21 protein-coding genes and 1 pseudogene are annotated in these 23419 nt (G+C 52.9%); 9 read left to right on the top strand and 13 right to left on the bottom strand.

Going from position 1 to position 23419, the window contains the following annotated elements:
* The first annotated feature begins 76 nt into the window (after nucleotides 1–76).
* A complete protein-coding gene (argJ, locus tag GJV52_RS04325) occupies nucleotides 77–1297 on the top strand; it encodes a bifunctional glutamate N-acetyltransferase/amino-acid acetyltransferase ArgJ (protein WP_100563787.1) in 1221 nt (406 codons plus the stop codon).
* A 55-nt stretch (nucleotides 1298–1352) separates the two neighbouring features.
* On the opposite strand, the gene prfH is transcribed toward argJ, so the two are convergent.
* Both prfH and GJV52_RS04315 read right to left on the bottom strand, forming a co-directional pair.
* A complete protein-coding gene (gene prfH, locus GJV52_RS04320; protein WP_095503027.1) occupies nucleotides 1353–1964 on the bottom strand; it encodes a peptide chain release factor H in 612 nt (203 codons plus the stop codon).
* A 36-nt stretch (nucleotides 1965–2000) separates the two neighbouring features.
* Nucleotides 2001–2705, bottom strand: coding sequence for a hypothetical protein (locus GJV52_RS04315; protein WP_095503026.1), 705 nt, complete (start codon nucleotides 2703–2705; stop codon nucleotides 2001–2003).
* A 75-nt stretch (nucleotides 2706–2780) separates the two neighbouring features.
* Here GJV52_RS04315 and GJV52_RS13205 point away from each other — a divergent pair, with 75 nt between their 5' ends.
* Nucleotides 2781–2948: a hypothetical protein gene (locus GJV52_RS13205; protein ID WP_229436911.1), complete on the top strand. Its 168-nt coding sequence runs from the start codon at nucleotides 2781–2783 to the stop codon at nucleotides 2946–2948.
* A 396-nt stretch (nucleotides 2949–3344) separates the two neighbouring features.
* Here GJV52_RS13205 and GJV52_RS04305 read toward each other — a convergent pair whose 3' ends face one another.
* Nucleotides 3345–3662 carry a DMT family transporter gene (locus GJV52_RS04305; protein ID WP_095503025.1) on the bottom strand — a complete coding sequence of 106 codons (318 nt, stop codon included), beginning with the start codon at nucleotides 3660–3662 and terminating at the stop codon, nucleotides 3345–3347.
* 2 nt (nucleotides 3663–3664) lie between these two features.
* A complete protein-coding gene (locus tag GJV52_RS04300; protein ID WP_100563788.1) occupies nucleotides 3665–4090 on the bottom strand; it encodes a MarR family winged helix-turn-helix transcriptional regulator in 426 nt (141 codons plus the stop codon).
* Between the two features lie 258 nt (nucleotides 4091–4348).
* Between GJV52_RS04300 and GJV52_RS04295 the strand changes: the two genes are divergently transcribed.
* The gene (locus GJV52_RS04295; RefSeq protein ID WP_100563789.1) at nucleotides 4349–5722 is read left to right on the top strand and encodes a chloride channel protein; all 1374 of its coding nucleotides are present in this window, start codon (nucleotides 4349–4351) and stop codon (nucleotides 5720–5722) included.
* Nucleotides 5723–6183: 461 nt separating this feature from the next.
* Here the strand turns inward: GJV52_RS04295 and GJV52_RS04290 are convergent, their stop codons facing one another.
* The 6 genes from GJV52_RS04290 to GJV52_RS04265 all read right to left on the bottom strand — a co-directional run bounded on the left by GJV52_RS04290 (nucleotide 6184) and on the right by GJV52_RS04265 (nucleotide 11827).
* Nucleotides 6184–6801: an NAD(P)H-binding protein gene (locus tag GJV52_RS04290; protein WP_095501757.1), complete on the bottom strand. Its 618-nt coding sequence runs from the start codon at nucleotides 6799–6801 to the stop codon at nucleotides 6184–6186.
* Nucleotides 6802–6825: 24 nt separating this feature from the next.
* Entirely contained in the window at nucleotides 6826–8640 is a 1815-nt protein-coding gene (hutW, locus tag GJV52_RS04285; RefSeq protein ID WP_100563790.1) for a heme anaerobic degradation radical SAM methyltransferase ChuW/HutW, read from the bottom strand.
* 239 nt (nucleotides 8641–8879) lie between these two features.
* Entirely contained in the window at nucleotides 8880–9092 is a 213-nt protein-coding gene (locus tag GJV52_RS04280; protein ID WP_095501755.1) for a hypothetical protein, read from the bottom strand.
* A 56-nt stretch (nucleotides 9093–9148) separates the two neighbouring features.
* Complete coding sequence (locus GJV52_RS04275) at nucleotides 9149–10423, bottom strand: AmpG family muropeptide MFS transporter (protein WP_195690067.1); 1275 nt, start codon at nucleotides 10421–10423, stop codon at nucleotides 9149–9151.
* Between the two features lie 183 nt (nucleotides 10424–10606).
* The gene (gene dapB, locus GJV52_RS04270; protein ID WP_100563792.1) at nucleotides 10607–11413 is read right to left on the bottom strand and encodes a 4-hydroxy-tetrahydrodipicolinate reductase; all 807 of its coding nucleotides are present in this window, start codon (nucleotides 11411–11413) and stop codon (nucleotides 10607–10609) included.
* 15 nt (nucleotides 11414–11428) lie between these two features.
* Complete coding sequence (locus tag GJV52_RS04265; RefSeq protein ID WP_100563794.1) at nucleotides 11429–11827, bottom strand: outer membrane protein assembly factor BamE; 399 nt, start codon at nucleotides 11825–11827, stop codon at nucleotides 11429–11431.
* 218 nt (nucleotides 11828–12045) lie between these two features.
* On the opposite strand from GJV52_RS04265, the gene fur reads away from it, so the two are divergent.
* The 3 genes from fur to dapD all read left to right on the top strand — a co-directional run bounded on the left by fur (nucleotide 12046) and on the right by dapD (nucleotide 14413).
* Entirely contained in the window at nucleotides 12046–12489 is a 444-nt protein-coding gene (gene fur / locus GJV52_RS04260; protein WP_304528861.1) for a ferric iron uptake transcriptional regulator, read from the top strand.
* A gap of 218 nt (nucleotides 12490–12707) precedes the next feature.
* Nucleotides 12708–13430, top strand: a complete 723-nt coding sequence (gene aat, locus GJV52_RS04255; protein ID WP_100563796.1) for a leucyl/phenylalanyl-tRNA--protein transferase — start codon at nucleotides 12708–12710, stop codon at nucleotides 13428–13430.
* Between the two features lie 161 nt (nucleotides 13431–13591).
* Nucleotides 13592–14413, top strand: coding sequence for a 2,3,4,5-tetrahydropyridine-2,6-dicarboxylate N-succinyltransferase (gene dapD, locus GJV52_RS04250; RefSeq protein ID WP_100563798.1), 822 nt, complete (start codon nucleotides 13592–13594; stop codon nucleotides 14411–14413).
* Nucleotides 14414–14700: 287 nt separating this feature from the next.
* Here the strand turns inward: dapD and pgi are convergent, their stop codons facing one another.
* Nucleotides 14701–16329, bottom strand: a complete 1629-nt coding sequence (gene pgi, locus GJV52_RS04245) for a glucose-6-phosphate isomerase (RefSeq protein WP_095501748.1) — start codon at nucleotides 16327–16329, stop codon at nucleotides 14701–14703.
* A 419-nt stretch (nucleotides 16330–16748) separates the two neighbouring features.
* Here pgi and GJV52_RS04240 point away from each other — a divergent pair, with 419 nt between their 5' ends.
* The gene (locus GJV52_RS04240) at nucleotides 16749–17588 is read left to right on the top strand and encodes a LacI family DNA-binding transcriptional regulator (RefSeq protein WP_229439485.1); all 840 of its coding nucleotides are present in this window, start codon (nucleotides 16749–16751) and stop codon (nucleotides 17586–17588) included.
* Nucleotides 17564–18655 (top strand): annotated as a pseudogene (locus tag GJV52_RS04235) (MFS transporter); the annotation flags it as partial. The gene GJV52_RS04240 and the pseudogene GJV52_RS04235, both read left to right, overlap by 25 nt.
* Before the next feature lie 51 nt (nucleotides 18656–18706).
* Here GJV52_RS04235 and GJV52_RS04230 read toward each other — a convergent pair.
* A complete protein-coding gene (locus GJV52_RS04230; protein ID WP_100563800.1) occupies nucleotides 18707–20509 on the bottom strand; it encodes a bifunctional chorismate-binding protein/class IV aminotransferase in 1803 nt (600 codons plus the stop codon).
* 173 nt (nucleotides 20510–20682) lie between these two features.
* On the opposite strand from GJV52_RS04230, the gene ppk2 reads away from it, so the two are divergent.
* The gene (gene ppk2 / locus GJV52_RS04225) at nucleotides 20683–21612 is read left to right on the top strand and encodes a polyphosphate kinase 2 (protein ID WP_095501746.1); all 930 of its coding nucleotides are present in this window, start codon (nucleotides 20683–20685) and stop codon (nucleotides 21610–21612) included.
* An 82-nt stretch (nucleotides 21613–21694) separates the two neighbouring features.
* Here ppk2 and rmuC read toward each other — a convergent pair whose 3' ends face one another.
* Nucleotides 21695–23179, bottom strand: coding sequence for a DNA recombination protein RmuC (gene rmuC / locus GJV52_RS04220; protein WP_100563802.1), 1485 nt, complete (start codon nucleotides 23177–23179; stop codon nucleotides 21695–21697).
* Between the last annotated feature and the right edge of the window lie 240 nt (nucleotides 23180–23419).

The following is a 23419-nucleotide window of genomic DNA, read 5'->3' as shown; positions in this document are numbered from 1 at the left end:
AAAAATAATAGGCGCAGATGGACATATCGCGCCATTGATGAACGATTTTAAAATATTTCCTACAAGGAGCAAGAAAATGGCAGTGAATCTTTCCGAACGACACGAAGACGAATTGTTGCACATCGACGGCGTGCAGGTATTTGTCGGTCAGGCTGGTGTCAAAAAGCCGAATCATGATGATTTAACATTGATGGTATTGACCGGCAAAAATTCCGTCGGTGCCGTGTTCACGCAAAACCGCTTCTGCGCTGCGCCGGTGTACATCGCCAAATCGCATTTATTTGACGACGACGGCGTGCGTGCGCTGGTCATCAACACCGGCAACGCCAATGCCGGCACCGGTGCACAAGGCCGCGCCGATGCGGTGGAAGTTTGCGCCGCCGTTGCCCGCCAAATCGGCTGCAAAACCCCCCAAGTGCTGCCGTTTTCCACCGGCGTGATTTTAGAGCCGTTGCCTGCCGATAAAATCATCGAAGCCTTGCCGCGCGTCAAACCCGTGCATTGGAGCGAAGCCGCCCGTGCCATCATGACCACCGACACCATCCCCAAAGCCGCCAGCCGCGAAGGCAAAGTCGGTGAAAACCACACTGTGCGCGCCACCGGCATCGCCAAAGGCAGCGGCATGATTCATCCTAATATGGCCACCATGCTTGGCTTTATCGTCTGCGATGCCAACGTGTCGCAACCGATTTTGCAACTGATGACCAAAGAAATCGCCGATATGTCGTTCAACGCCATCACCGTTGACGGCGACACCAGCACCAACGACAGCTTCGTCATCATCGCCACCGCCAAAAACGGCCAAAGCCAAATCGACAATATCGCTGATCCGCGTTACGACCAGCTCAAAGATCTGCTCAGCGGCTTGGCTTTGCAACTGGCACAAGCCATCGTGCGCGATGGCGAAGGCGCAACCAAATTCATCACCATCGAAGTGGACAACGCCGCCGACCGCGACGAAGCGCGCAAAGTTGCCTATGCCATCGCCCATTCGCCCTTGGTGAAAACCGCCTTCTTCGCCAGCGACCCGAATCTCGGCCGTCTGCTTGCCGCCATTGGTTACGCCGGTATCGAAGATTTGGACACCGATAAAATCAAAATGTGGCTCGGTGATGTTTTGGTGGCCGAACAAGGCGGCCGTGCCGAAAGCTATACCGAAGAGCAAGGCCAAGCCGTGATGAACCAAGACGAAATCACTGTGCGCGTGAGCCTCAATCGCGGCCAAGTCAAAACCACCGTGTACACCTGCGACTTCTCGCATGATTATGTGACAATTAATGCGGATTACCGTTCGTAGGTTTCGGTTTGGCAATCACAGAGGCCGTCTGAAAATTTTCAGACGGCCTCATTCTTTATTTCTCTCTAAAATCCGTACCGCAAAACACCCGAACCGGGTTGCCGCGTTCCACTTGGTAGCGCTGCGAATGCGCATCGGCGGCGTGTTGTCCCAAGGCGGCGGAATGCCGTTCGGCCAGTTTTAGGGCGAGCAGTTCGCGGGCGCGTTTTTTGTTGTCGTGCTGGCTGCGTTCGCTTTCCACGCGCACGGAAATGCCGGTGGCCATGTGCTTGGCGCGCACCGCGCTGTCGGTTTTGTTGACGTGCTGGCCGCCTTTGCCGCCTGCGCGGCAGGTTTGGTATTCGATTTCGCTTTCAGACGGCACGTCGGGCAATTCGGGCAGTCTGAACAGGCCGATATACCAGTTTTTGCGCGGATGTTTCGGGCGCACGGGGCTGGCGCACGTCCATTGCAGCGTGCCGAGCCAGCGTTGCGCGAGTGCGTCGGCGTTCGCGCCGCTCAGGGTAAACGTGGCGGACAGCAGCCCGTGGCGGCTTTCGGTTTCATCCAATATTTCCGCCTGCACGCCTGCGGCGTGGGCTTCGCGCAGGATTTTCTGCAAGGCGCAACGGGCGAAGATTTGGCACTCGGCAGGGCCTTGTGCGGTGGAAAGTTGCAGGTAAATCATAGGGTTCCTTGTTTTTTGTTGCAGGCCGTCTGAAAACTATTTTTTCATTTTCGGGCGGAACGAGCGTTTGCCGTCGAAACCTTTGCTGGCGATTTTGTCGCCGTTGGTCATGGGCGGGCTGGTTTCGGCTTCGGTTTTCAGTTGCGACAGGTATTCGGTAATTTTCTGCCACACCAAATCCGCGTCCAGATAAATGCCGAGAGCCGACAGTTGGGGGTTGGCGTAGGCGTATATCGTCCGTGTGCGCAGGTCTGACGGTTCCTCAGTCAACAGCAGCAGCGGGGCGCGGCGGTATGCGCTGATGTCGCGGCCGTCGTATTCGCTGCCCCGTTTGCGGACGGCCTGAAAATCAGGCAAAGGGTCGTACCGATAGCGGCTTAATTGGGGAACGGTGCAGACGCTGCCGTCGTGGAAACGTATTTTTACGCGGTATTCCGCGCAGCGGTATCCTGTCCGGCTGTCGCGCACTTCGTCAAACTTGTCGGTAACTTCGGACACATCGTAAGACGTGTAAACCTTGTTGCCCGTGTTGAACAGAAACACATGCAAGTCGCCGACAAACAGCACCGAAACGGACACGCACGCGCCGTATCGCTGCTGCCATTCGGGCAGCGGTGCGGGCAGGCTGTGGAGCAGCGGCTCGTCCGCCTGTTTGCGGCGGTCGAATACGAGCAGCGGATCTTCGCCGTATTTGGCGATTTTATGGTCGTAGAAATCTTTGAATTTGCTGATAATTTTCATACTGTTTTCCAATAGGCCGTCTGAAACGGCGGTTGCGGTCGGGTTGCGGCGGAATGATTGGATAAAGCTGTTTTAATGCCTGAGTTTGTTTTCAGACGGCCTTCGGTTTTGACTTCAGGCCGTCTGAAAGCGTTGCAATCAATCCGCGCAGCCGCCGGCGGTTTTGTAGGTCAAAACGGGCTTCATCCGCGCCACGGGCTCAATCAGCCCGAAGTCGGACATGGAGACGATGATGCTGTTTAGGCCTTTGTAGGCTTGCGGGACTTCTTTGTAAATCAGGATTTGGTGTCATCATACGACCACGCTGCCGAATGAGATGAGGCGCAGACTGTCGGCGGAATATTTAGTCCGATAGCCGTTCTTTGCATTTACCGCACTGCCATTTGCGGCCTGCGCCGTGCACCAGTGGACACAGTGCGCCGGCGACGTGGCCGGTAAGCGGGAGACGATCGCTGTAATCGTCGCACGAATCGAGTATTGGCACCGAGCCGCAGGTTGACGGTTGTGTGTTTGGGGCAACCAGAGCGTTTTCCCTTTAATTTCAATTTGTACTAAAAAATTATGTTTAACATCAAGCGGTTGTAGTTGTTTGAAAACCGTTTTTCAGACGGCATTTTTACTTTAATCCGTTTTCTGGTCTCAAGACGTGAGTTTCATCACAATCACCCCCGAGATAATCAGCGCCGCGCCCAGCCAGCGGCCGAACGAAGCGGGGTCGCCGAAAAAGACTACGCCGACGGCAAATGCACCGACCGCACCGATGCCGGTCCACACCGCATAGGCGGTGCCCATCGGAATGGTTTTTTGCGCGAGAAAGAGTAAAAAGCCGCTCACGCCCATGAAAATGACCGCCAAGGCAAGACCTTGCCAACGCCAGCCGGGGTGTTGGGCGAGTTTCAAACCCAGCGGCCAGCCGATTTCCATCAAACCTGCGCTAATCAAATAAATCCATGCCATGTTTATTGTTCCTGTGTGTGTCGGGCAACGATTTGGGTAAAGCGTTGCAGTTCTTGAATAAAGTGTTCGGCTTGTGTTGCGCCGAAGTCTTGGATGATGCCTTGCTCGATATGCTGCAATTTTTCAATAACGGGCAGGGCGGCGGTTTGGCCTAGTTCGGTTAGGTGCAGCGTTTTGCCGCGTTTGTCGTTGGGATCAGGCGAAAAACTTAACCAGCCTTGTTCGGCCAATTGGCGGCAGGCGGAAAAGACGGTTTGCTTGGGCAGGTTCCAATGCGTGCAAATGGTTTTTTGCGTGCAGTCGGGATAACATACCACGCCGTATAACACCGCGAGCGTGTTGTAGCTGAAGCCGTATTGTTTTGCCCATTGCTCGTAAAGCTGGGTCGAGTGCGCCATCAGGCGGCCGATGTCGTCGATAAGGTTCATGATTTGGTCTGAAAAGTGACTAATTTGACGGGATTATAGTAACAATTCAGACTAATGGCAAGATTTTTGAGCAACATGATTTTTGATACCGTCTGAATAATAGGCCGTCTGAAAAAATAGCGCTGTGGATATTTTCAGACGGCCTAAAGCATTATTTTGAATGAAAAGGCCGTCTGAAACCCTGTTGACAATAATCCTTGCTATACTTTTATTTCTCAACGTAATGCTGTTTTCAACCCCGCAAAAATTGCCGAAATCATGCCGAAAAAGAAATCCCTTGGCTATCGAATCGCCCACAAACTCAAACAAACCGAGCGGCTCTCCCGCAAAACCATGTCATTCGTCTTCCTGCTGGTCGGCTCTGCGCTGGTGGCGCTGACGGCGCTGCTGTTTGCGCACATGGCCGAATACGCGCTGGAACTGAATGCGCATTTGGTGCAGGAATACACGTGGTTTGCGTGGGTGGCTTTGCCGCTGGGTTTGCCGCTGATTGTATGGCTGACACGCCGTTACGCGCCTTATACCGTCGGCAGCGGCATTCCGCAGGTGCTGGCGTCGTTGAGCCTGCCGCACGGTGCGCAAAAAACGCGGCTGATTTCGCTCGGGCAAACCTTGCTGAAAATCCCGCTGACTTTTCTCGGCATGCTGGCCGGTGCATCCATCGGTCGTGAAGGGCCGTCGGTGCAGGTCGGCGCGGCGGTGATGACGGCGTGGGGTTCATGGTGTAAGAAACACAATCTTGCCTTTAAAGGCATGCAGGAAAACGATTTGATGGCTGCCGGTGCGGCCGGTGGTTTGGCGGCGGCGTTTAACGCGCCTTTGGCCGGTGTGGTGTTTGCCATTGAAGAGCTCGGTCGTGGCGTGATTTTGCGCTGGGAACGACAAATTCTGCTGGGCGTATTGGCGGCGGGTTTTATTCAAGTGGCGATTCAAGGCAACAACCCACACTTTTCGGGCTTTCACGGCAGCGAATTGGACAATATGCTGACGTGGGTGCTGGCGGTGGGTTTGTTGTGTGGTGTCACCGGCGGCCTGTTCGCGCGCATGTTGTATAAAGGCGCGGCATCGTATGCACCGGAAAAAATCCGCGGCTGGATTCGTCGTCACCCACTGATGCTGGCCGCCATCATGGGCTTATTGCTGGCGGCTTTGGGTACGTTGTATCAAGGCCAAACCTACGGTACGGGCTATCACGAAGCCTCAGGCGCATTGCGCCGAATGTACGATGCGCCGGCGGGTGTGGCGGTGGCAAAATGGCTGGCGACGGTGTTTTCTTATTGGGCGGGTATTCCGGGTGGTATTTTCACGCCGTCGCTGACCATCGGTGCGATGTTGGGCGAACACATTGCCGCCATCGGCCAATTGGAAAGTGGTGTCAATGTGGTGGTGTTGCTGTGTATGGCCGGGTTCTTGGCCGGCGCGACTCAATCGCCGATTACTTCCAGCGTGGTGGTGATGGAAATGACCGGCGGGCAGAACCTTTTGTTTTGGCTGTTGATCGCCGCGATTTTCGCTTCGCAGGTATCGAGACAATTTTCACCGAAACCGTTTTACCATGCCGCCGGTGCAAGATTCAGACAGCGAGTAAAGGAAGAGTATCAGCAGCAACAAAGCAAAGCTTCGGAATCTTGATAAAAATTATTGTCTGATTTTTTAATTCATCATTATAGAATCAGCGCATCAGCGAAACGTACGCTTTCAATCCAAGGCCGTCTGAAAATCCTATCGGATTTTCAGACGGCCTTTTTTATCGGCATCTGTTTCTGTTGCGAGCAGCGAGGACAAACTTTGGCTGGAAATCATTTGCCGCTAAAAGCACAAATTTTTTGCCGGCAGTTTTGTTGCGGAAATGGAGAAAGCCAGCAATTTTATCTCAATATTCTGCCTGAAATACCGTCACCACTGATTTTTATAAACCCAAAGGCCGTCTGAAAACCGGAATCGATTTTCAGACGGCCTTTGCCAGGCCGACAAACGGATAGCGGCATTGGGTTTCCGCAACAAAGCGATTGTCCGTATCCGCAATGCGCAGGAGACGTTTGATTTCGCGGTGTTCAGGTTTGAACGGCTGTTTTGCGGCTTCAAATCCGGCCTTATTCGCTCATTACCGAATACACTTTGCCGCGGCGGACGTCGGGGGCGTCGATGATGTGTTGCAGCGCGGCGGCCAGGCCGTGGCGGCTCATGTAGCGGCTTGGCGGACCGGTGATGATTTCATGCAGGGCAAAATTGCTGTCTTCGCCGTTACTCAGGCCGCACGGACGGACGATGGTGTAGGCCAACCCGCTGTTTTTTAGTGCGTTTTCCGCTTCGGTTTTGGCCAGCACCGCTTCGCCGAGCACCTGTTTGAAGGTCTCGCTCATATGGTCGTATTGTTCGCCGCAACCCATGCTGGTGACCAATACAATGTGTGCGTCGGGGGCGTGTTGCTGCGCGGCTCGGATGATGTTGATGTTGCCCTCGGCATCGCTGCGCACGCCTTGTTCGTTTTTGCCGCCGACGAGGCTGACGATCAGTTGGGGACGGCTGTTGCGCACCGCTTCGGCGCAGTCGTTTGCGGACAGGGCGTCTGCATAGGCCGTCTGAACGCCGAGGGTGTCGAAAAAGCCGTCTTCGGGAGCTTTGCGCAATACGGCGGTGGTGTTTGCCGGGGCGAGCCGTTGCAGCAGTGCGCGGCCGGAAGCGCCGTTGGCGCCGAATACTAAAATCATGATGGCATCCTTTCGCGGCGGTGTTTAGGCAAACAGGGCGCGCATGGCGTCGATTTGTTTGGTTTTGAGTTCGCCGTTTTCGTCGCGGCCGACGTAGATTTTGAACATGGCGCCGCCCTGACGGTTGATGAAGTTGAGCGAAACGGTGGCTTTGCCCATAAACGGACGTTCGATCAGGTAGATGGCGGCGCAGTTTTCGTAATAAATGTGGCCGTGCACGCCGCCTTCTTCGGCATGTTCGAAATTGTAGAAGCCGCGGCCGATTTTGCCGCCTGGCAGTTTGGAGGTGACTTCGACGATGGCGTCCGGTGTGTGCGCGATAAAGGTCACGGCGTCATCCCATGCGGCGATGGCCTGTAAAATTTCGACGATGCGGCTGCCGTCGGTTTTTTTCACCAATTCCGGCGGCAGGCACTCGATGGCCTGCTCGAGCGAACATTGGTGCATGCCGGCCAGCATTTCCAGAATCTGACCAGGATTGTCGGCCAAGGTGTTGCGTAAAACGGTTTGCTGTTCGGCTGAAAGCGCTTGTGACATGGTGGTTTCCTTTTCATCGGTTTGCGGTAAGGCAAGCATGAGCTTGCGGGTGAGGGTGGGCGACCAGTAGCGGCCGCTGGTGTTCAGGCGGGCGATGCCGTCCGAACCTGTTTCAAGCAGCGAGGCGGCCTGCCATTGCTGCAATAATTTTCGGGCTTCGGCGTTGTCGGCAAACAGCGCGGTATTCAGACGGCCCAGTTCGATATCGTGTTGCACTTGCGCCAGAAGTTTTTTGTGGCGGCCGTTGCGGCTCACAAACGACAGGCTTTTGCTGCCTTCGGGCGTGGCCAGATAGCTGCGTAAGTCGCTCTGCACCTGATAGCTGAAGCCGCCGAAGTTGCCGCCTGCGCCCGAGCCGAACGCCAGGCACGGCATATCGGATTTGACCAGTTGGTTGTAGCGGTTGCGTTCGCCGCGTTCAGGGTAGGCAAAATGGTTGTTGCTGACCTGCTGCCAGCTCAATTCGTTCAGTCGGCCGACTGCATAAGCGTATTGCAATGACTGGCTGTCGAAGCCGGCCGGTTGGGCAAACGCGCCTTTTTCAATCATGCGGCTGATGGGCAGAAATGGATAAAGGTTGAATGCGTAAGTGTCCAAACCCGACAGCGGCAGTGCGGCGGCGGTTTCGATGTCTTGCTGCCAAATGTCGTCGGTTTGGCCCGGCAGACCGAAAATCAAGTCGGCCACGGTCACGGCATTCAAATCCGCCAGACGGCACAGGTATTCCGCTGCTTCTTCGCCGCCGTGTTTGCGTCCCAAACGTTTGCGGATGGCGGTGTTGAAGGTTTGCACGCCAATGGAGATGCGGTTGACGCCGGCTTCGACCGCCGCCCGCGCTTTGTCCAAATCAAAATGGCTCATGCGGCCTTCGAGCGTGAATTCGCAATCGTCGGCCAGTGGCAGATAGCGGTAGCAGGCTTCGACCAGACGCACCAAATCGGCTGTGTGCAGCGCCGTCGGGGTGCCGCCGCCGAAATATACCGCACGGATTTTGCCGCTGCCTTGGCGCACGGCCGATTCGCGTTGCAGTTCGCCGATGATTTTATCGGTGTAAACCGCGCTGTAACCGTCTTTCCACGCATTGCGGTAAAAGCCGCAAAATACGCAGTGGTTGGCGCAAAAGGGAATATGCAGATAAGCGAGGCCGTCTGAATCGAGCGCATGCGGCAGTGCTTGTTCGAATGTTTGCTGCCATTTCGGTTGCGGCAGCGGAATGCCGCCCCAAATCGGCATCAGCGCCTGACGTTCGGGAAAGGCTTTGGGTACGGCCTGTTTCGGTTGGAATTGTAGGGTTTGTAACATGATTTTTAAAATAAATAAGAATGATTGCTTTTATACCAAATTATCGGGAAAGAATTATTGATATAAGTCAATCGCCATGAAAACAATCATAAAATATGAATGTTAAACGCAGAAAATGCCCCGTTTGCCGTGTTTGGCAGCACAAGGCCGGTACGGTTGGCGTGTAGATTAGGACATAACGCTTGCATGTTGTTCAGGCTGATGATGGCCGCCTGAACAGCGGTTTGAAAGCGGGAAAATCAGTTGGGATTAAATATATAGAAGAGAATGGCAAAAGAGGTTTGGCGGCGGTGGGTGGCAGGACGGCGGTTTAAGTGCAGGCCGTCTGAAAACAGAGGCATGGTATTTTGCGCAGATTGCACAAAAGCTGCTTGTTGGTATTTGACTTCGGGATTGCCGCATTGCCAGTCGGACGCATTTGCCTTTGTTGCTGTTTTGACTAGACGCGCCAATCAAAACAGGCCGTCTGAAAACGCAGCTTTCAGACGGCCTGTTAACGGGAAGCGGCTTATGCGCGGATGCGTTCGCCGTTCCATGGCGCGACTTTAAACAGCAGCAGCATACCCGGTACGGCCAAGAAGAAACATAGCCAGAAGAAATTCACATAGCCCAGCCATTCGATGAGATAGCCGGTGGTGGCGTTGATAAACGTGCGTGGCACGGCGGCCAAGCTGGTGAACAGTGCCAATTGTGTGGCGGTAAACGCAGGGTTGGTTTCGCGCGCCATGTAGGCCACGAACGCGGCTGTGCCCAAGCCCACGCCGACGGCTTCTGCGCCAATCACACCGGCCAGCATAATGCGTTCGGTGGCGGTGACCACTTCAAATTTGCCGAATCCGGCCAGCCACACAAAGCCCAAAATCGTCACAATCTGCACCAAGCCAAACAGCCACAGGGCTTTGTTGATGCCCAGCTTCAGCATCCAAATGCCGCCGATGATGCCGAAAATCACCGCAGGCCACAGGCCGGCATTTTTGGCGATGATGCCGATGTCGGTTTTGCTGTAGCCCATGTCGAGATAAAACGGCGTGGCCAAGGCGGTGGCCATGCTGTCGCCGAGTTTATAAAGGAAAATAAACGCCAATACCAGCAGCGCCTGTTGCACGCCTTTACGCGTGAAAAATTCGCTGAAAGGTTCGACCACGGTTTGTTTGAAGGTGCGCGGCGCACTTGGCGGTAATTCCGGTTCGCGTGCTAAAAACAGCGTCATCAACAAGCCCGGAATCATAAACAGCGCGGTGATGATGAACACATTGTGCCACGGCATCATGTCGGCCAAAATCAGGCTGAGCGAGCCGGGCACTAAAGCGGCGATGCGGTAGGCGTTGACGTGAATGGCATTGCCCAAGCCCAATTCGCTGTCGGGCAGGATTTCGCGGCGAAAGGCATCCAACACAATATCCTGACTGGCCGAGAAAAACGCCACCACCACCGACAAACCCATGATAATCGCCATGTGCTGATGCGGATTCAAAAAGGCATAGGCCATCAAAGTCGCCAGCAAGCCGATTTGCGTCACCAGCATCCAGCCACGGCGGCGGCCGAGAAACGGCAGGCGCACGGCATCCATGATTGGCGACCAAATGAATTTCCAAGTAAACGGCAAACCGATTAAGGCAAACAGACCGATGGTTTTCAAATCGATGTGTTCGCTACGCAGCCATGCCGGAATCAGGTTGATGAGAAAATACAGCGGCAGGCCGGAGGTGAAACCGGTGAAAATACAGATCAGCATGCGACGCGAGAAAATCTGCTTGAGCGTGCTGTTTTGAGATGAAGTCATGACGGGATTCTAACGATTTAATTAAGGCGGTATTGTAACAAAATCAGCCATATTGCAGGCCGTCTGAATGCAAAGATTCGTTTTAATTGAGGTCTTCGCAAAGCCTCATCAATAGCCAATCCATACTAAAAGGCCGTCTGAAACCTTGATTCGCGTTTCAGACGGCCTCGAAAGATATGGCAATTAGTTGCGCAAGCCCAATACATCTTGCATGTCGAACAAACCTTTTTGGCTGCTGACCCACACGGCGGCGCGTACGGCACCGGCGGCGAAGGTCATGCGGCTGCTGGCTTTGTGGGTGATTTCCACACGCTCGCCGTCGGTGGCGAACAATGCGGTGTGGTCGCCGACGATGTCGCCCGCGCGCACGGTGGCAAAACCGATGGTTGATGGATCGCGTGGGCCGGTGTGGCCTTCGCGGCCGTACACGGCGCATTCTTTCAGATCGCGGCCGAGTGCATCGGCAATTACTTCACCCATACGCAAGGCCGTGCCGCTTGGGGCATCGACTTTGTGGCGGTGGTGGCCTTCGATGATTTCGATGTCGTAGCCTTCGTTCAATACACGTGCAACGGTGTCGAGAATGTGGAAAGTCAGGTTCACGCCCACGCTGAAGTTGGCGGCGAACACCACGCCGATTTTGTCACCGGCCGCTTTAATCGCTGCTTTGCCTACATCGTCAAAACCGGTGGTGCCGATGATGATGTTGACACCTTGTTCCACACATTTTTGCAGGTGTTTCAAGGTTGGCTCAGGGCGGGTGAAGTCGATTAACACATCGCTTTGCGCCAACACGGCATCTACATCGTCGGTGATGGTCACGCCGGTTTTCAAACCCAAAGCAAAGCCGGCATCCAAGCCCAAGGCTTCGGAAGCGGAATGCTCGATGGCGCCGGATAACACGGTATCAGGGTGGTTGTTTACCGCTTCAACCAATACTTTGCCCATGCGGCCGTTCACGCCGGCGATGGCCACTTTTAATGCAGTCATGAATATTCCTTAAAATTATTGTGCGGCCGGGGCGGCAGCTTCGGCTGCGGCTTTTTGCTTCGCCTGCAAGGCTTCAATGGATTTTTGGATGGCGTTGCCTTCCGCTTTCACCAAGGCATTGTTTTGAAAATGCAAGGTCAGGTTGGATTGGTCTTTAATCACGCCGTTGCGGCTGGTGTTGAAGGTGTAATCCCAGCGGTCGGCATGGAAAGCATCTTGCAACAAAGGCGTGCCCAACAGCAGCTGCACTTGGTCGCGGCTCATGCCCGGTTGCAAAGATACAACGGCACGCGGATCCAATTCGTTGCCTTGTACGACTTGTAATTTGTAAGAAGGGAAAAGGGATACGCGCTCGGCAGAACAAGCTGCCAAACCCAGCAGGGCGGCCAAGGCCAGACATAAGGTTTTATTCACGGTGTACCTTTCTATCGAAATCGGAATAAAGAAAATGCCATCATCGCTTGAATAAGTTTAAAAAGCAAACGATAATCATCTTCAGAGTGGAAATTTAGGAAGATTGCCCCCATATCGTATTGAGATAATGAAGATAGTTTATTGAAAACCTTTATAATCTCATAGTGGGCAAGTGGCCTAAAAGTGCGTATTATAACGGTTATTAGACCACAGGGGTATTGAATACTATGGAAAATTTCAGCAATATTGCGCAATTGAAAGACAGCGGTTTGAAAGTAACCGGTCCGCGCTTGAAAATCTTAGACTTGTTTGAAACGCATGCCGAAGAGCATTTGAGTGCCGAAGACGTGTACCGCATTTTGCTGGACGAAGGCATTGAAATCGGCGTGGCTACGATTTACCGCGTGTTGACCCAATTTGAGCAAGCGGGCATTTTGCAACGCCACCATTTTGAAACCGGCAAAGCGGTTTATGAATTGGATAAAGGCGACCACCATGACCACATCGTCTGCGTAAAATGCGGCGTGGTAACCGAATTCCACAATGCAGAAATCGAAGCCTTGCAAGACAAAATCGCCGAAGAAAACGGCTACCGCATTGTTGACCATGCTCTGTATATGTATGGCATCTGCGCGGATTGCCAAGCTAAAAACAAACGCTAATCGTCATATTAATATTCAGACGGCCTCATCATGATGTGAGGCCGTCTGAAATTTTTTAAACCTGAGACCTTTGCAAAACCCCAGGTTTGAGTGCAGTTCGAAGTTAGAGCAGCACAGAAAGCGCAGACATATCACAAAGATAGGCAAGCTTTCGAGCAGCGCATAACGAAGAAATGTGCCAAAGATGGGGATTTTGCAAAGGTCTCAGCCTAAGCAAAATGAACATTCCCTTTCTACCCCCACAAGATTACCGCTTTCCCAATCCCGATTACGCGTTGGCGCATTGCGACGGCTTGGTCGGCGTGAGCGCGGATTTGGACGAGGGGCGTTTGCTGTCGGCTTATCGCGGCGGCATTTTTCCGTGGTTTTCTGAAAATGGGTTGTTTTACTGGTTCGCTACCGCACCGCGCACGGTGTTGTTTCCCGAAAAAATCCACATCGGCAAATCCTTAGCCAAAACCTTGCGCAACAAGCCTTATGTGGTGAGCGTGAACCAAGATTTTGCCGCCGTAGTCGGCCATTGCGCCGCCGTGTCGCGACCGGAGCAAAGCGGCACATGGATTGCGCCCGAGTTTCAGACGGCCTATGCACGTTTGCACGACATTGGTCACGCGCATTCGTTTGAATGTTGGTATCCCGACGAACAAGGCCGTCTGAAACTGGCGGGCGGCTTTTACGGCGTGCAAATCGGGCGCGTGTTTTACGGCGAATCCATGTTTGCCTTGGCGCCTGATGCGTCCAAAATCGCCTTTGCCTGTGCCGTGCCTTATTTGGCGGAACGAGGCATTGCATTGATTGACTGCCAGCAAGACACCGCACACTTGGCGCGCTTTGGTTCGGAGCAAATCGAATTTCATGATTTTCAGACGGCCTTACACAGGCTAAACGCCATGCCGTTGCCGAAGCCCATTGGTTGTGAAGTGGTGCGGACGACGCTTTGAATGATGAGAACGCCACACACTTTTCAGACGGCCTAATCACGCTAATAGCTGACGAAAGCGCGTTTACATGGCAAAATAATGCGTTAGAACATTGCAACTGGCCGTCTGAAACCATGTTATGCGTTCAGACGGCCTCAACCCCCACTTAACAAGGAATCAACATGTCATTGCAAAACATCATCGAAACCGCGTTTGAAAACCGCGCCGACATCACCCCGACCAGAGTGACCCCTGAAGTCAAAGAAGCCGTATTGGAAACCCTGCGCCAATTGGATTCAGGCGAATTGCGCGTGGCCGAGCGCGAGAGCGTGGGCAAATGGAAAGTCAACGAATGGGCGAAAAAAGCCGTGTTGCTGTCTTTCCGCATCCAAGACAACGAAGTGTTGAATGACGGTGTGAACAAATATTTCGATAAAGTGCCGACCAAATTCGCCGACTGGTCTGAAGAAGAATTCCAAGCTGCCGGTTTCCGCGCGGTGCCGGGTGCCGTAGCGCGTCGCGGCAGCTTCGTGGGCAAAAATGTGGTGTTGATGCCATCATATGTAAACATCGGCGCGTATGTTGATGAAGGCGCGATGGTGGACACTTGGGCGACTGTCGGTTCTTGCGCGCAAATCGGTAAAAACGTGCACTTGTCAGGCGGCGTGGGCATTGGCGGCGTATTGGAGCCGTTGCAAGCCAATCCAACCATCATTGAAGACAACTGCTTCATCGGTGCGCGTTCTGAAATCGTTGAAGGCGTGATTGTAGAAGAAGGCAGCGTGATTTCTATGGGCGTGTTCATCGGTCAATCAACCAAAATCTTGGATCGTGAAACCGGCGAAATCTACCAAGGCCGCGTACCTGCCGGCTCAGTAGTGGTATCAGGCAGCATGCCTTCTGCCGACGGCAGCCACAGCCTGTATTGCGCCGTGATTGTGAAAAAAGTGGACGCGCAAACCCGCGCCAAAACCAGCGTGAACGAATTGTTGCGCGGTGTGTAATCAGCGTTGATTTGACACATGAATAAAAAGGCCGTCTGAAAGATTTTCTTTCAGACGGCCTTTTATATAGTTTGTGCTTAAACAACGAGAGAGCTTTGCAAAGTTCATTCGAATGCCAGAACACACATAAGTGTCGTCATTCCCGCGTAGGCGGGAATCCATTTTTGAGTGAAGCAATCTATTGAATAAAAAAGTTTCTTAAATATTAAGATGGATTCCCGCCTACGCGGGAATGACGGCAGCTTTGGTTGTTGTTGGCTATGGAGTTTTACAAAGGGCTCAAAGAATCAGCTTTGTTGACACTTGCGGTAAAAGCGAATCAAACCATTCGTCGAGCTGTCGTGCGCCAAATCATCGTTTTGCTTCAATTCAGGCTCGATGTTTTTTGCCAGCACTTTACCGTATTCCACGCCCCATTGGTCGAACGGGTTAATCCCCCAAATCACACCTTCGGCAAAGGTGCGGTGTTCGTAAGCGGCCATCAGCATGCCTAAGTTAAACGGTGTCAGGCGGTCAATCAAAAAGCTGTTGCTTGGGCGGTTGCCCGGGAATTCTTTGTGCGGCGCGAGTGCTTCGCGTTCGGCTTCGGGTAGGTCAGCCAATTCGGCGCGCGCTTCTTCCAGCGTTTTGCCCTTCATCAGCGCTTCGGCTTGGGCAAAAGCATTGGCAACGGTGAAGCGGTGTTGGCGGCCGACTTGGTGCGGCGTGGTCATCGGCACGATGAAATCAACCGGAATCAGGCGCGTGCCTTGGTGCAGCAGTTGGAAATAGGCATGCTGGCAGTTGACGCCTTCTTCGCCGAACACGATGCCGCCGGTTTTGTGGCCGACTTTTTCACCATCAATGGTGCGGCTTTTACCGCAGCTTTCCATGTCCAATTGGTTGAGCCATGCGGGGAAGCGGCGCATGTTGTGGCTGTACGGCACGGCGGTGTGGCCGTCTGAACCGTAAAAATTGTTGTACCAAACATGCAGCAAGGCCATCAATACGGGAATATTGTGGCGCAATGGGGCGTTGAAGAAATGTTCGTCCATGGCGTGGGCGCCGCTTAAAAATTCGCGGAAACGTGTTTCACCCACCGCCACCATCAAAGGCAGGCCGATGGTTGACCACACGGAATAGCGGCCGCCGACCCAGTCGAACATAGCAAATACGCGTTCGGCCGGAATGCCGAAGTTTTCAGCAGCGGCGACATCGCTTGAAATGGCGCAGAAATGGCGTGCAATGCCCGATTCAGGCAAGCCGGCGGCTTTATACCATTGGCGCGCGGCATGAGCGTTGAGCAGGGTTTCGGGGGTACCGAAGGATTTGCTGGCGATGCTGAAGACGGTGGTTTCGGGATTGAGTTGTTCCAGCTTTTGCGCGATGTCGGCATCGTCGGAATTGCTGATGAAATGTACGCGCACGTTTTTGCGGTAGTCATACAGCGATTGCGCGCACATTTGCGGGCCCAAATCCGAGCCGCCGATGCCGATGTGGACGAAATCGGTGATGCGTTTGCCGGTGATGCCGGTGTGGTTGCCGCTGATGATGCTCTCGGCAAAGGCCAAGGCGCGGTCAAGTTCGTGATGGAGCTTGGGGATGATGTTTTCACCGTCAACCATAATCGGCGCAGCGTTTTCAGACGACCTTAAGGCAGTGTGTAGGGCGGCGCGTTGTTCGCTGGTGTTGATTTTGTCGCCGCGCTGCATGGCCTGCATGGCTTCGGGCAGCTTGGCGGCTTCAGCCAGTTGACATAAAAGAACAAGTGTTTCGTCGTTAACGCGGTTTTTGCTGTAATCGAATAACAAGCCGTGTAAGGTTTCGTGCATGTTGTCAAAACGCTGCACATCTTCGGCAAATTGGTCGCGCATGTGGATGTTGGCGGTGGCCTGTTGATGCTCGGCAAGCTGTTGCCATGCTTCGGAGAACGTCATATTTTATCCTTCGGCTAAATAACGGCAGGGACAAATCTACTCAAACTTTAATCAATTCAGGCTAAAGCGATTTATTTAGCTCATTGAATTGCCGTCTGAAAATAAAATTATACTATGTTAACAAATCATAGGCGGGGATTGTTGCAAAATTGTGATAATCGGATTCATTTTGATGAAATCAGGTAAAAGCCTTTTTAAAACGCAATGATTGTGCGTGTGTAGTGGCTTGTAGTGTAACAAAATTTTAAAAGGTGGGTAACTTGGTCTTTTAAAAAGCAAAAATATTGAAACAACATGCGTAAAAATGGGGTTGTTGCTTGATTCCTGTCAATGTTTTGTTAAAGAGTGTTATGACATCGATGTCCGCTGTGCTATTCTGCGTAATATTATTGAAATAAATCAGGTTCGGAAGTCGTAAGATGGCTACAATTTACGATGTTGCCGTTCGGGCGGGGGTGTCGCCGAAGACGGTCAGCCGGGTGATTAACGGTGATGCGCCGGTCAGCGACAAAACGCGTGCCAAAGTGGAAACGGCCATTGCGGCCTTGGGTTACATCCCGTCATCAGCGGCCAGAGTGATGCGCTCCAGCCGTTCGGGGATTGTGGGGCTGATTACCGGCGCGATTTCGCGGGTGGGTGAGGCTAACCGCATTCATGGTTTGCCCGATGTGTTTTTGATGAAAGGCATTCAGCAAAGCATACGGGCACAAGGCAAAACCTTGATGATTGCTGACATCGACAACCGAGCCGATATTGAACCTTTAATCCGTACCTTTATGGAACACCGCGCCGAAGGCATTTTGTATGTGGCGCAATATCATCAGGAAGTGGTGCTGCCCGATGTCAGCCATGCCTGCCCGATTGTGTTGGTGAATTGCTTCGATAAAATCGGCACGCCGTCGGTTTTGCCTGATGATGAACAAGGACGATATGATTTGGTGCGCCAGATCATCCGCCACGGGCACAGCCGTATTGCGTATGTGACCTTGCAGCCGGGTATTGAAGCCACACCTTTGCGTGTGGCCGGCTACCGCCGCGCTTTGGCCGATGCCGGTATCGCGTTTGATGCCGATTTGGTGCAGACCGGCTATGCCGATTTTGATTATGACAGTGCGCCTTTGGTGGCGGCGATTGTGAAATTATTGGCGTTGCCGCAGCCGCCGACGGTGATTTGCTGCGGCAATGATGAAATGGCGGTGCGGGTGTACGGTATTCTGCGTACGCGCGGTTTGCGGGTCGCCGTCGTCCGTATTTCTTGATTGGCGCAATCGGTTGTAGCTTGTGTCTGTTTATTTATCCGCACGTGACCGCGTTGTGGGTGGCTGTTTTGCTGTTGTGGCTGTTGGACATTTCCAATAATACCGCGATGGAACCGTTCCGCGCCTTCATCGCCGATACCGTGCCGGAGCACCAACAAGCCAGCGGTTTCTTGATGCAATCTGTGTTTACCGGTTTGGGTATTACCTTGGCCAACGTGTCGCTGTATATCTTCCAGCAAATCGGCTGGTTACAGCAGACTTCTGAAGCTGGCATTCCTTACTGGGTATTCGGTTCGTTCTATATTGGTGCCGTGTGTTCGATTGGTTCGGTGCTGGTGACCGTGTTGTCTGCGCCTGAACACGAGCCTTCTGCCGAAGAAATGGCTGCCCTGCGTGCGAAAAAAGAGCAATCTGCCATCGCCGAAATCTTTATTGCGATTAAAGAAATGCCGTTTGCTTTGTGGCAATTGGCTTTGGTTTACTTGTTCCAATGGTATGCGCTGTTTATCTACTGGCAATACATTTCACACAGTATCGTGCAATCGGTGTGGAACTCGACTTCTGCCGACAAAGCCGCTTACGAACAAGCCGTGGCATGGACCGGTTTGGTCAACGGTTTTTACAACATCGTGACCTTCATTTCCGCTTTTGGCCTGATGTGGATGGCGAAAAAATACGCCGCCAAATACGTGCATGCGTTTGCCGTTATATTGGCTGCCTTGGCGTTGCTGGCCATTCCGCACATCGGCAACAAATATCTGATGTTCGCCCCGATGATCGGTTTCGGTATCGGTTGGGCGTCGATGATGGGTGTGCCGTTTATGATTGTGGTGCATGCGATTCCGAAAGAGCGTTACGGCGTGTATATGGGTATTGTGAACATGATGATCGTGATCCCAATGCTGATCGAAACCGTGACTTTCGGTTGGATTTACGACACCTTCTTGGGCTCAAATCCGGCCAACGCCATGACTTTTGCCGGCGTATTCTTGGCGATTGCCGCCTTCCTGACCTTGTTGATTAAAACCACCAACAAGCCTGCCGGTGTAGAAAATAATGCGGCGTAATTAAAAGCCGTTAAGAGCAAGGCCGTCTGAAATATTTCAGACGGCCTTGTGTTATGTTAAATCCACGTCAAACACACCACGTAAAGCATTGCTCAAGCAAATTCTTTCGGCGCGGTGCAGCATATCGCGCGTGATGTGGCTCTCAAGCACTTTGTCCGTGTGCAGATACTGCTGCGGATGGTCTAACACTTCCTGTCGCATCACGCCGTTGAGAATAGATAAATCCAAAGCAGGGGTATGCCACTCGCCGTCGATTTTGATAAACACATTGCTGCGGCCACCTTCGAGCAACAGGCCGTCTGAATTGAAAAACAGTGCATCAAATGCGCCTTGTTCGGCAGCGTGTTGCCATGCGTGGTCGAAACACTCGCGGCGGGTGGTTTTGAAGCGGCGCAGGGCATCGCGATTTGGTAAAACATCATCGCTGATGATGACCGACTGCCTGCCGGCCAGTTCGGCCAATGGCGCGTGCGTAAACACCAGTTCGCCCTTGTTTTCAGGCAGTAGCGCGATTTTCAAACGCTGCGTTTCAGACGGCATCTGCGCCAGATAATCATGGATTTGTGCGGCAAAATCCGCATTTAAAGGCAGATTCAAGGCTTGCGCCGATGCATTCAGACGGCCTAAATGCCGTGCCAATAAAGCGCATTGGTTTTGCTCGATGCGCAGTGTTTCAAAAATACCGAAATCCGGCCGCAAATCGGTGAGAAAACGCGCTTTCCAGCCGCATTCCGCCCATTCCGCTTCGGCTTGGCTGTCGATGACAATCCCCGAGCCGACACCGTATTCGGCGTGAAAATTAGCAGCGGATGTTTGATTTTCAGACGGCCTGAGTGTCAATGTGCGGATCACTACGTTCAACACGCCTTCAAAGCCCAAGCCGCTGCCGCAAGGATTGAGAAAACCGATGCTGCCGGTGTATAAGCCGCGTGGTGCGGTTTCAAGCTGATTGATGAGACTCATGCTCATGCGTTTGGGCGCACCGGTAATCGAGCCGCAGGGAAAGGCAGCGTGGAAAATATCGGCGGCGCGGGTGTGCGGCTGCGCTTGTGCTTCAATCGCGCTGGTCATCTGCCACACGCTGCCAAACTGCGATACCTTGAACGGCTCCGGTACACACACGGAGCCGGTTTGTGCGATTTTGCCCAAATCGTTGCGCAATAAATCGACAATCATGATGTTTTCAGCGCGGTTTTTTGGGTCGTTGCGTAATTCGGCGGCGCGTTGCGCATCGTGGCCGTCGTTTAAAATCGGCGCCGTGCCTTTCATCGGTTCGGTGGTGATGAGGCCGTCTGAAGCGATGTTGAGAAAAAGCTCGGGCGAAAAACACAAAGTCCACATATCGAGGCCGTCTGAATCGGGCAGGTGGCATAAGGCGGCATAAGGCACGGGCTGACGCAAGCGGCGGTATAAGTCAATCGGGTTGCCGTAGGTGTCGAAATGCAGGCGGGTGGTATAGTTGATTTGATAAGTGTCGCCACGGCGGATGGCTTCGTGAATCTCGCTGATGGCGTGCAGATAATCGGTTTTAGAAACATTATTTTGCGGCGTGCTGATGCCGCAGAATAGGCCGTCTGAATGCGTGTCGAGCCATGCTGGTGCATCTACCGCTTCGCAGTTGGCAAACCAATGCACGGCTAAGCAGCCGCTGTGTTCGGCAGGCAGGTTTAATAATGGCAAGCCGAAAGCGTAGTCTGCACACAACAGCGCAAACCAGCCGTTTTGCCAACCTTGCTGCAAAATATCATCCAGCGTATCGAGCTGGTGCGCGGATAAAAAATGGCTTTGTTGATGATTTTGATAGAGTTTTGCCCGACCGGAAACGGCATCGTCGAGAAGTGCGAAAAAAGACATGATGACAACAGATAAGTGAATTGATTATACACTAAATTTACATAAATTAGCAGAGGAAAACCGACGCTTCATAAATTTGTAAGATTATGTAGGCTGAAGGCGTGGAAACGCGTTAAAATAAGCGTGAAAAGAAATCATACCACTAAAAAACCTTTTCCATGATAGGAGTTAAGATGACAGAAACACAATTGCAACCTTTTGAAGAAGTCAAAACCGATGTAGCGGAAGATAAATTGGAAGTTTTTGAGAAAACCGTATTGGAATACGAAGGCCAAGTGACCTCAGAAGATTCCAATTCCGCGCCTTTGCCGGAAAGCTATCCTTACCGCCAACGCATGCGCCGTGCCGTGTATGAGCGCGAAAAGAAAAAGCTGCAAATCGAATTGCTGAAAGTGCAAAGCTGGGTCAAAGAATCCGGCCAGCGCATTGTCTGCCTGTTTGAAGGCCGTGATGCCGCAGGTAAGGGCGGCACCATCAAACGCTTTATGGAACACTTAAATCCGCGTGGCGCACGTGTGGTGGCTTTGGAAAAACCAACTACCACCGAACGCGGCCAATGGTATTTCCAGCGTTACATCACCAACCTGCCGACTGCCGGTGAAATTGTTTTTTTCGACCGCTCATGGTACAACCGCGCCGGTGTCGAGCGGGTGATGGGCTTTTGCGAGCCAAACGAATATCTGCTGTTTATGCGCCAAGCGCCTGAATTCGAGCGCATGCTGGTGGCCAGTGGGATCCATTTGTTTAAGTTTTGGTTCTCCGTGAGCCGCGAAGAACAATTGCGCCGCTTCATTTCCCGCCGCGATGACCCACTGAAACACTGGAAACTCTCACCGGTGGACATCCAATCGCTCGACCGTTGGGACGACTACACCGAAGCCAAAGACGCCATGTTCTTCCACACGCACACCGGTGATGCGCCATGGACGATTATCCGTTCCGACGACAAAAAACGCGCGCGTCTGAACTGTATCCGCCATTTCTTGCACAGCTTGGATTATCCGGGCAAAGATGAAAAAGCCATCGGCAAAGTTGACGACAAAATCATCTTGTCGCCTAATGTGCGCTACCAACAACAGCAAATTGAAATCGGTCACGATTAATCTGCGCTAAAGTAATGTTCAAGGCCGTCTGAAACCTGATTGGGTTTCAGACGGCCTTTCTTTATTCGGCGTTTTATATTCTTTACTCTCCCAGCAAATTATCCTGCGCATTGTCCACCAAGCGTTTATCCAACTGCTTGCCTGCTTTCACACCGAGCAGACGCAATTTCTCGGCGCGGTTGACCAAGTTGCCGCGGCCTTCGGTGAGCTGTTTGTAGGCCGTCTGAAATTGGTTTTTCGCTTGCTCGAGGTTTTTGCCCACACCGTCTAAAGTGGTAACAAAGCCGACAAATTTGTCATACAGCTTGCCGCCTTCTTCGGCAATCGCCAGCGCGTTTTGGTTTTGCTGTTCGTTGCGCCAGATATTGGCGACGGTGCGTAAGGTGGCGAGCAGGGTGCTGGGGCCGACCAGCATGATGCGTTTGTCGAAGCATTCTTGAAACAAATTACCATCATGTTGCAGCGCGAGCAGGTAGGCCGGTTCGACCGGGATAAACATAAACACAAAATCCAGCGTGTTCACGCCTTCCAAATCGGTGTAATCCTTGCGCGACAAGGCTTTGATGTGGGTGCGGATGCTGGCGGTGTGGGCGGCCAGTTCGCGTGCGGCTTCCTCGGGCTGCTGCGCCTGCACATAGCGCGTGTAGGCGGTGAGCGAGACTTTGGCGTCAATGACGATTTGTTTGTTGTCGGGCAGATTGATTAACACATCGGGCTGCAGGCGGCGGGTGCTGCCGTCTTCTTCTGTGCGTGTGGTGGCGGCTTGGATGATGTATTCGCGCCCTTTTTGCAGACCGGAATTTTCCAGCACCGTTTCCAAAATCATTTCGCCCCAGTTGCCCTGCGTTTTGTTTTGCGTTCCGGTGAGCGCGTCGGTCAGGGCTTTGGCATCGTGGTGAAGCTGGGCATTGAGGCTTTGCAAACGTTTAAGCTCGTTTTCCAGGGTCAGGCGCTCGCGAGCTTCTTTTTCGTAGGTGTTTTGCACCAGCTCGCTGAAGCCGTGGATGCGCTCATTAAGCGGGTGCAGCAGTTGGTCTAAATGCTCGCGGTTTTGCTCGGTAAAGCGGCGGCTTTTTTCTTCCAGAATTTGGTTGGCAAGGTTGTGAAACTGATCGCTCAGGCTTTGGCGCGCTTCGGTCAGCAGCAGAAGCTTGTCGTCGGCGGCTTGGCGTTCCTGCTCGATTTGGGTGTAGAGCCGCTCATTGCGGATTTGCAGGTTTTGCACGGTTTGCTGCAAATCCTGATAATCCTGCTTCAGACGGCCTGCTTCGTCTTCGCGCTGCTGCAAATATTCGATTTGCTGGCAGGCGGCGGCAAAGCGGCTGTGCAGCTCTTGGGTTTCAGTGTGCAAATCTTGAATTTCGCGGCGGCTGTCGGCCAGTTCGGCTTCGGTGTGGGTAAGCGCTTGCGTGGCAAACTCATGCTGCTGCGTGCGTTCGGCAAGCTGTTGGCGCAGCGCAAACTGCTGCGCTTGCGCGGCATGACGGGTAAAAAGCCATGCCATCAGCGCGCCTAGCAATAAAGCGGCCAGCGCGGTGGCAATCAGATAAAGGCTGAAATCGGACATATGAGGCCGTCTGAAAAAAGAATGATGAAACGCTGAACTATAGCATGTTTAAGGAAAGCTTTCAGACGGCCTGAGAATGCAAGTGGGAAACTTTTATCATGATGGAAACAAAACTGGTGTCTTGATGGGCGGGCGTCAGGGGAGGGGGTGATATTCTGGGTGCTAGGGCGTGTCCCTAATTTGAATAAGCCCAAAAGAGCCCTATTTTAACCCTATATTCCAACGAAATATAGGCAAACA

Source organism: Neisseria brasiliensis, from assembly GCF_009671065.1.
Classification (GTDB): Bacteria; Pseudomonadota; Gammaproteobacteria; order Burkholderiales; family Neisseriaceae; genus Neisseria; species Neisseria brasiliensis.
The sequence above is the reverse complement of the archived record's forward strand: the minus strand, read 5'-3'. Positions and strand labels throughout refer to the sequence as shown.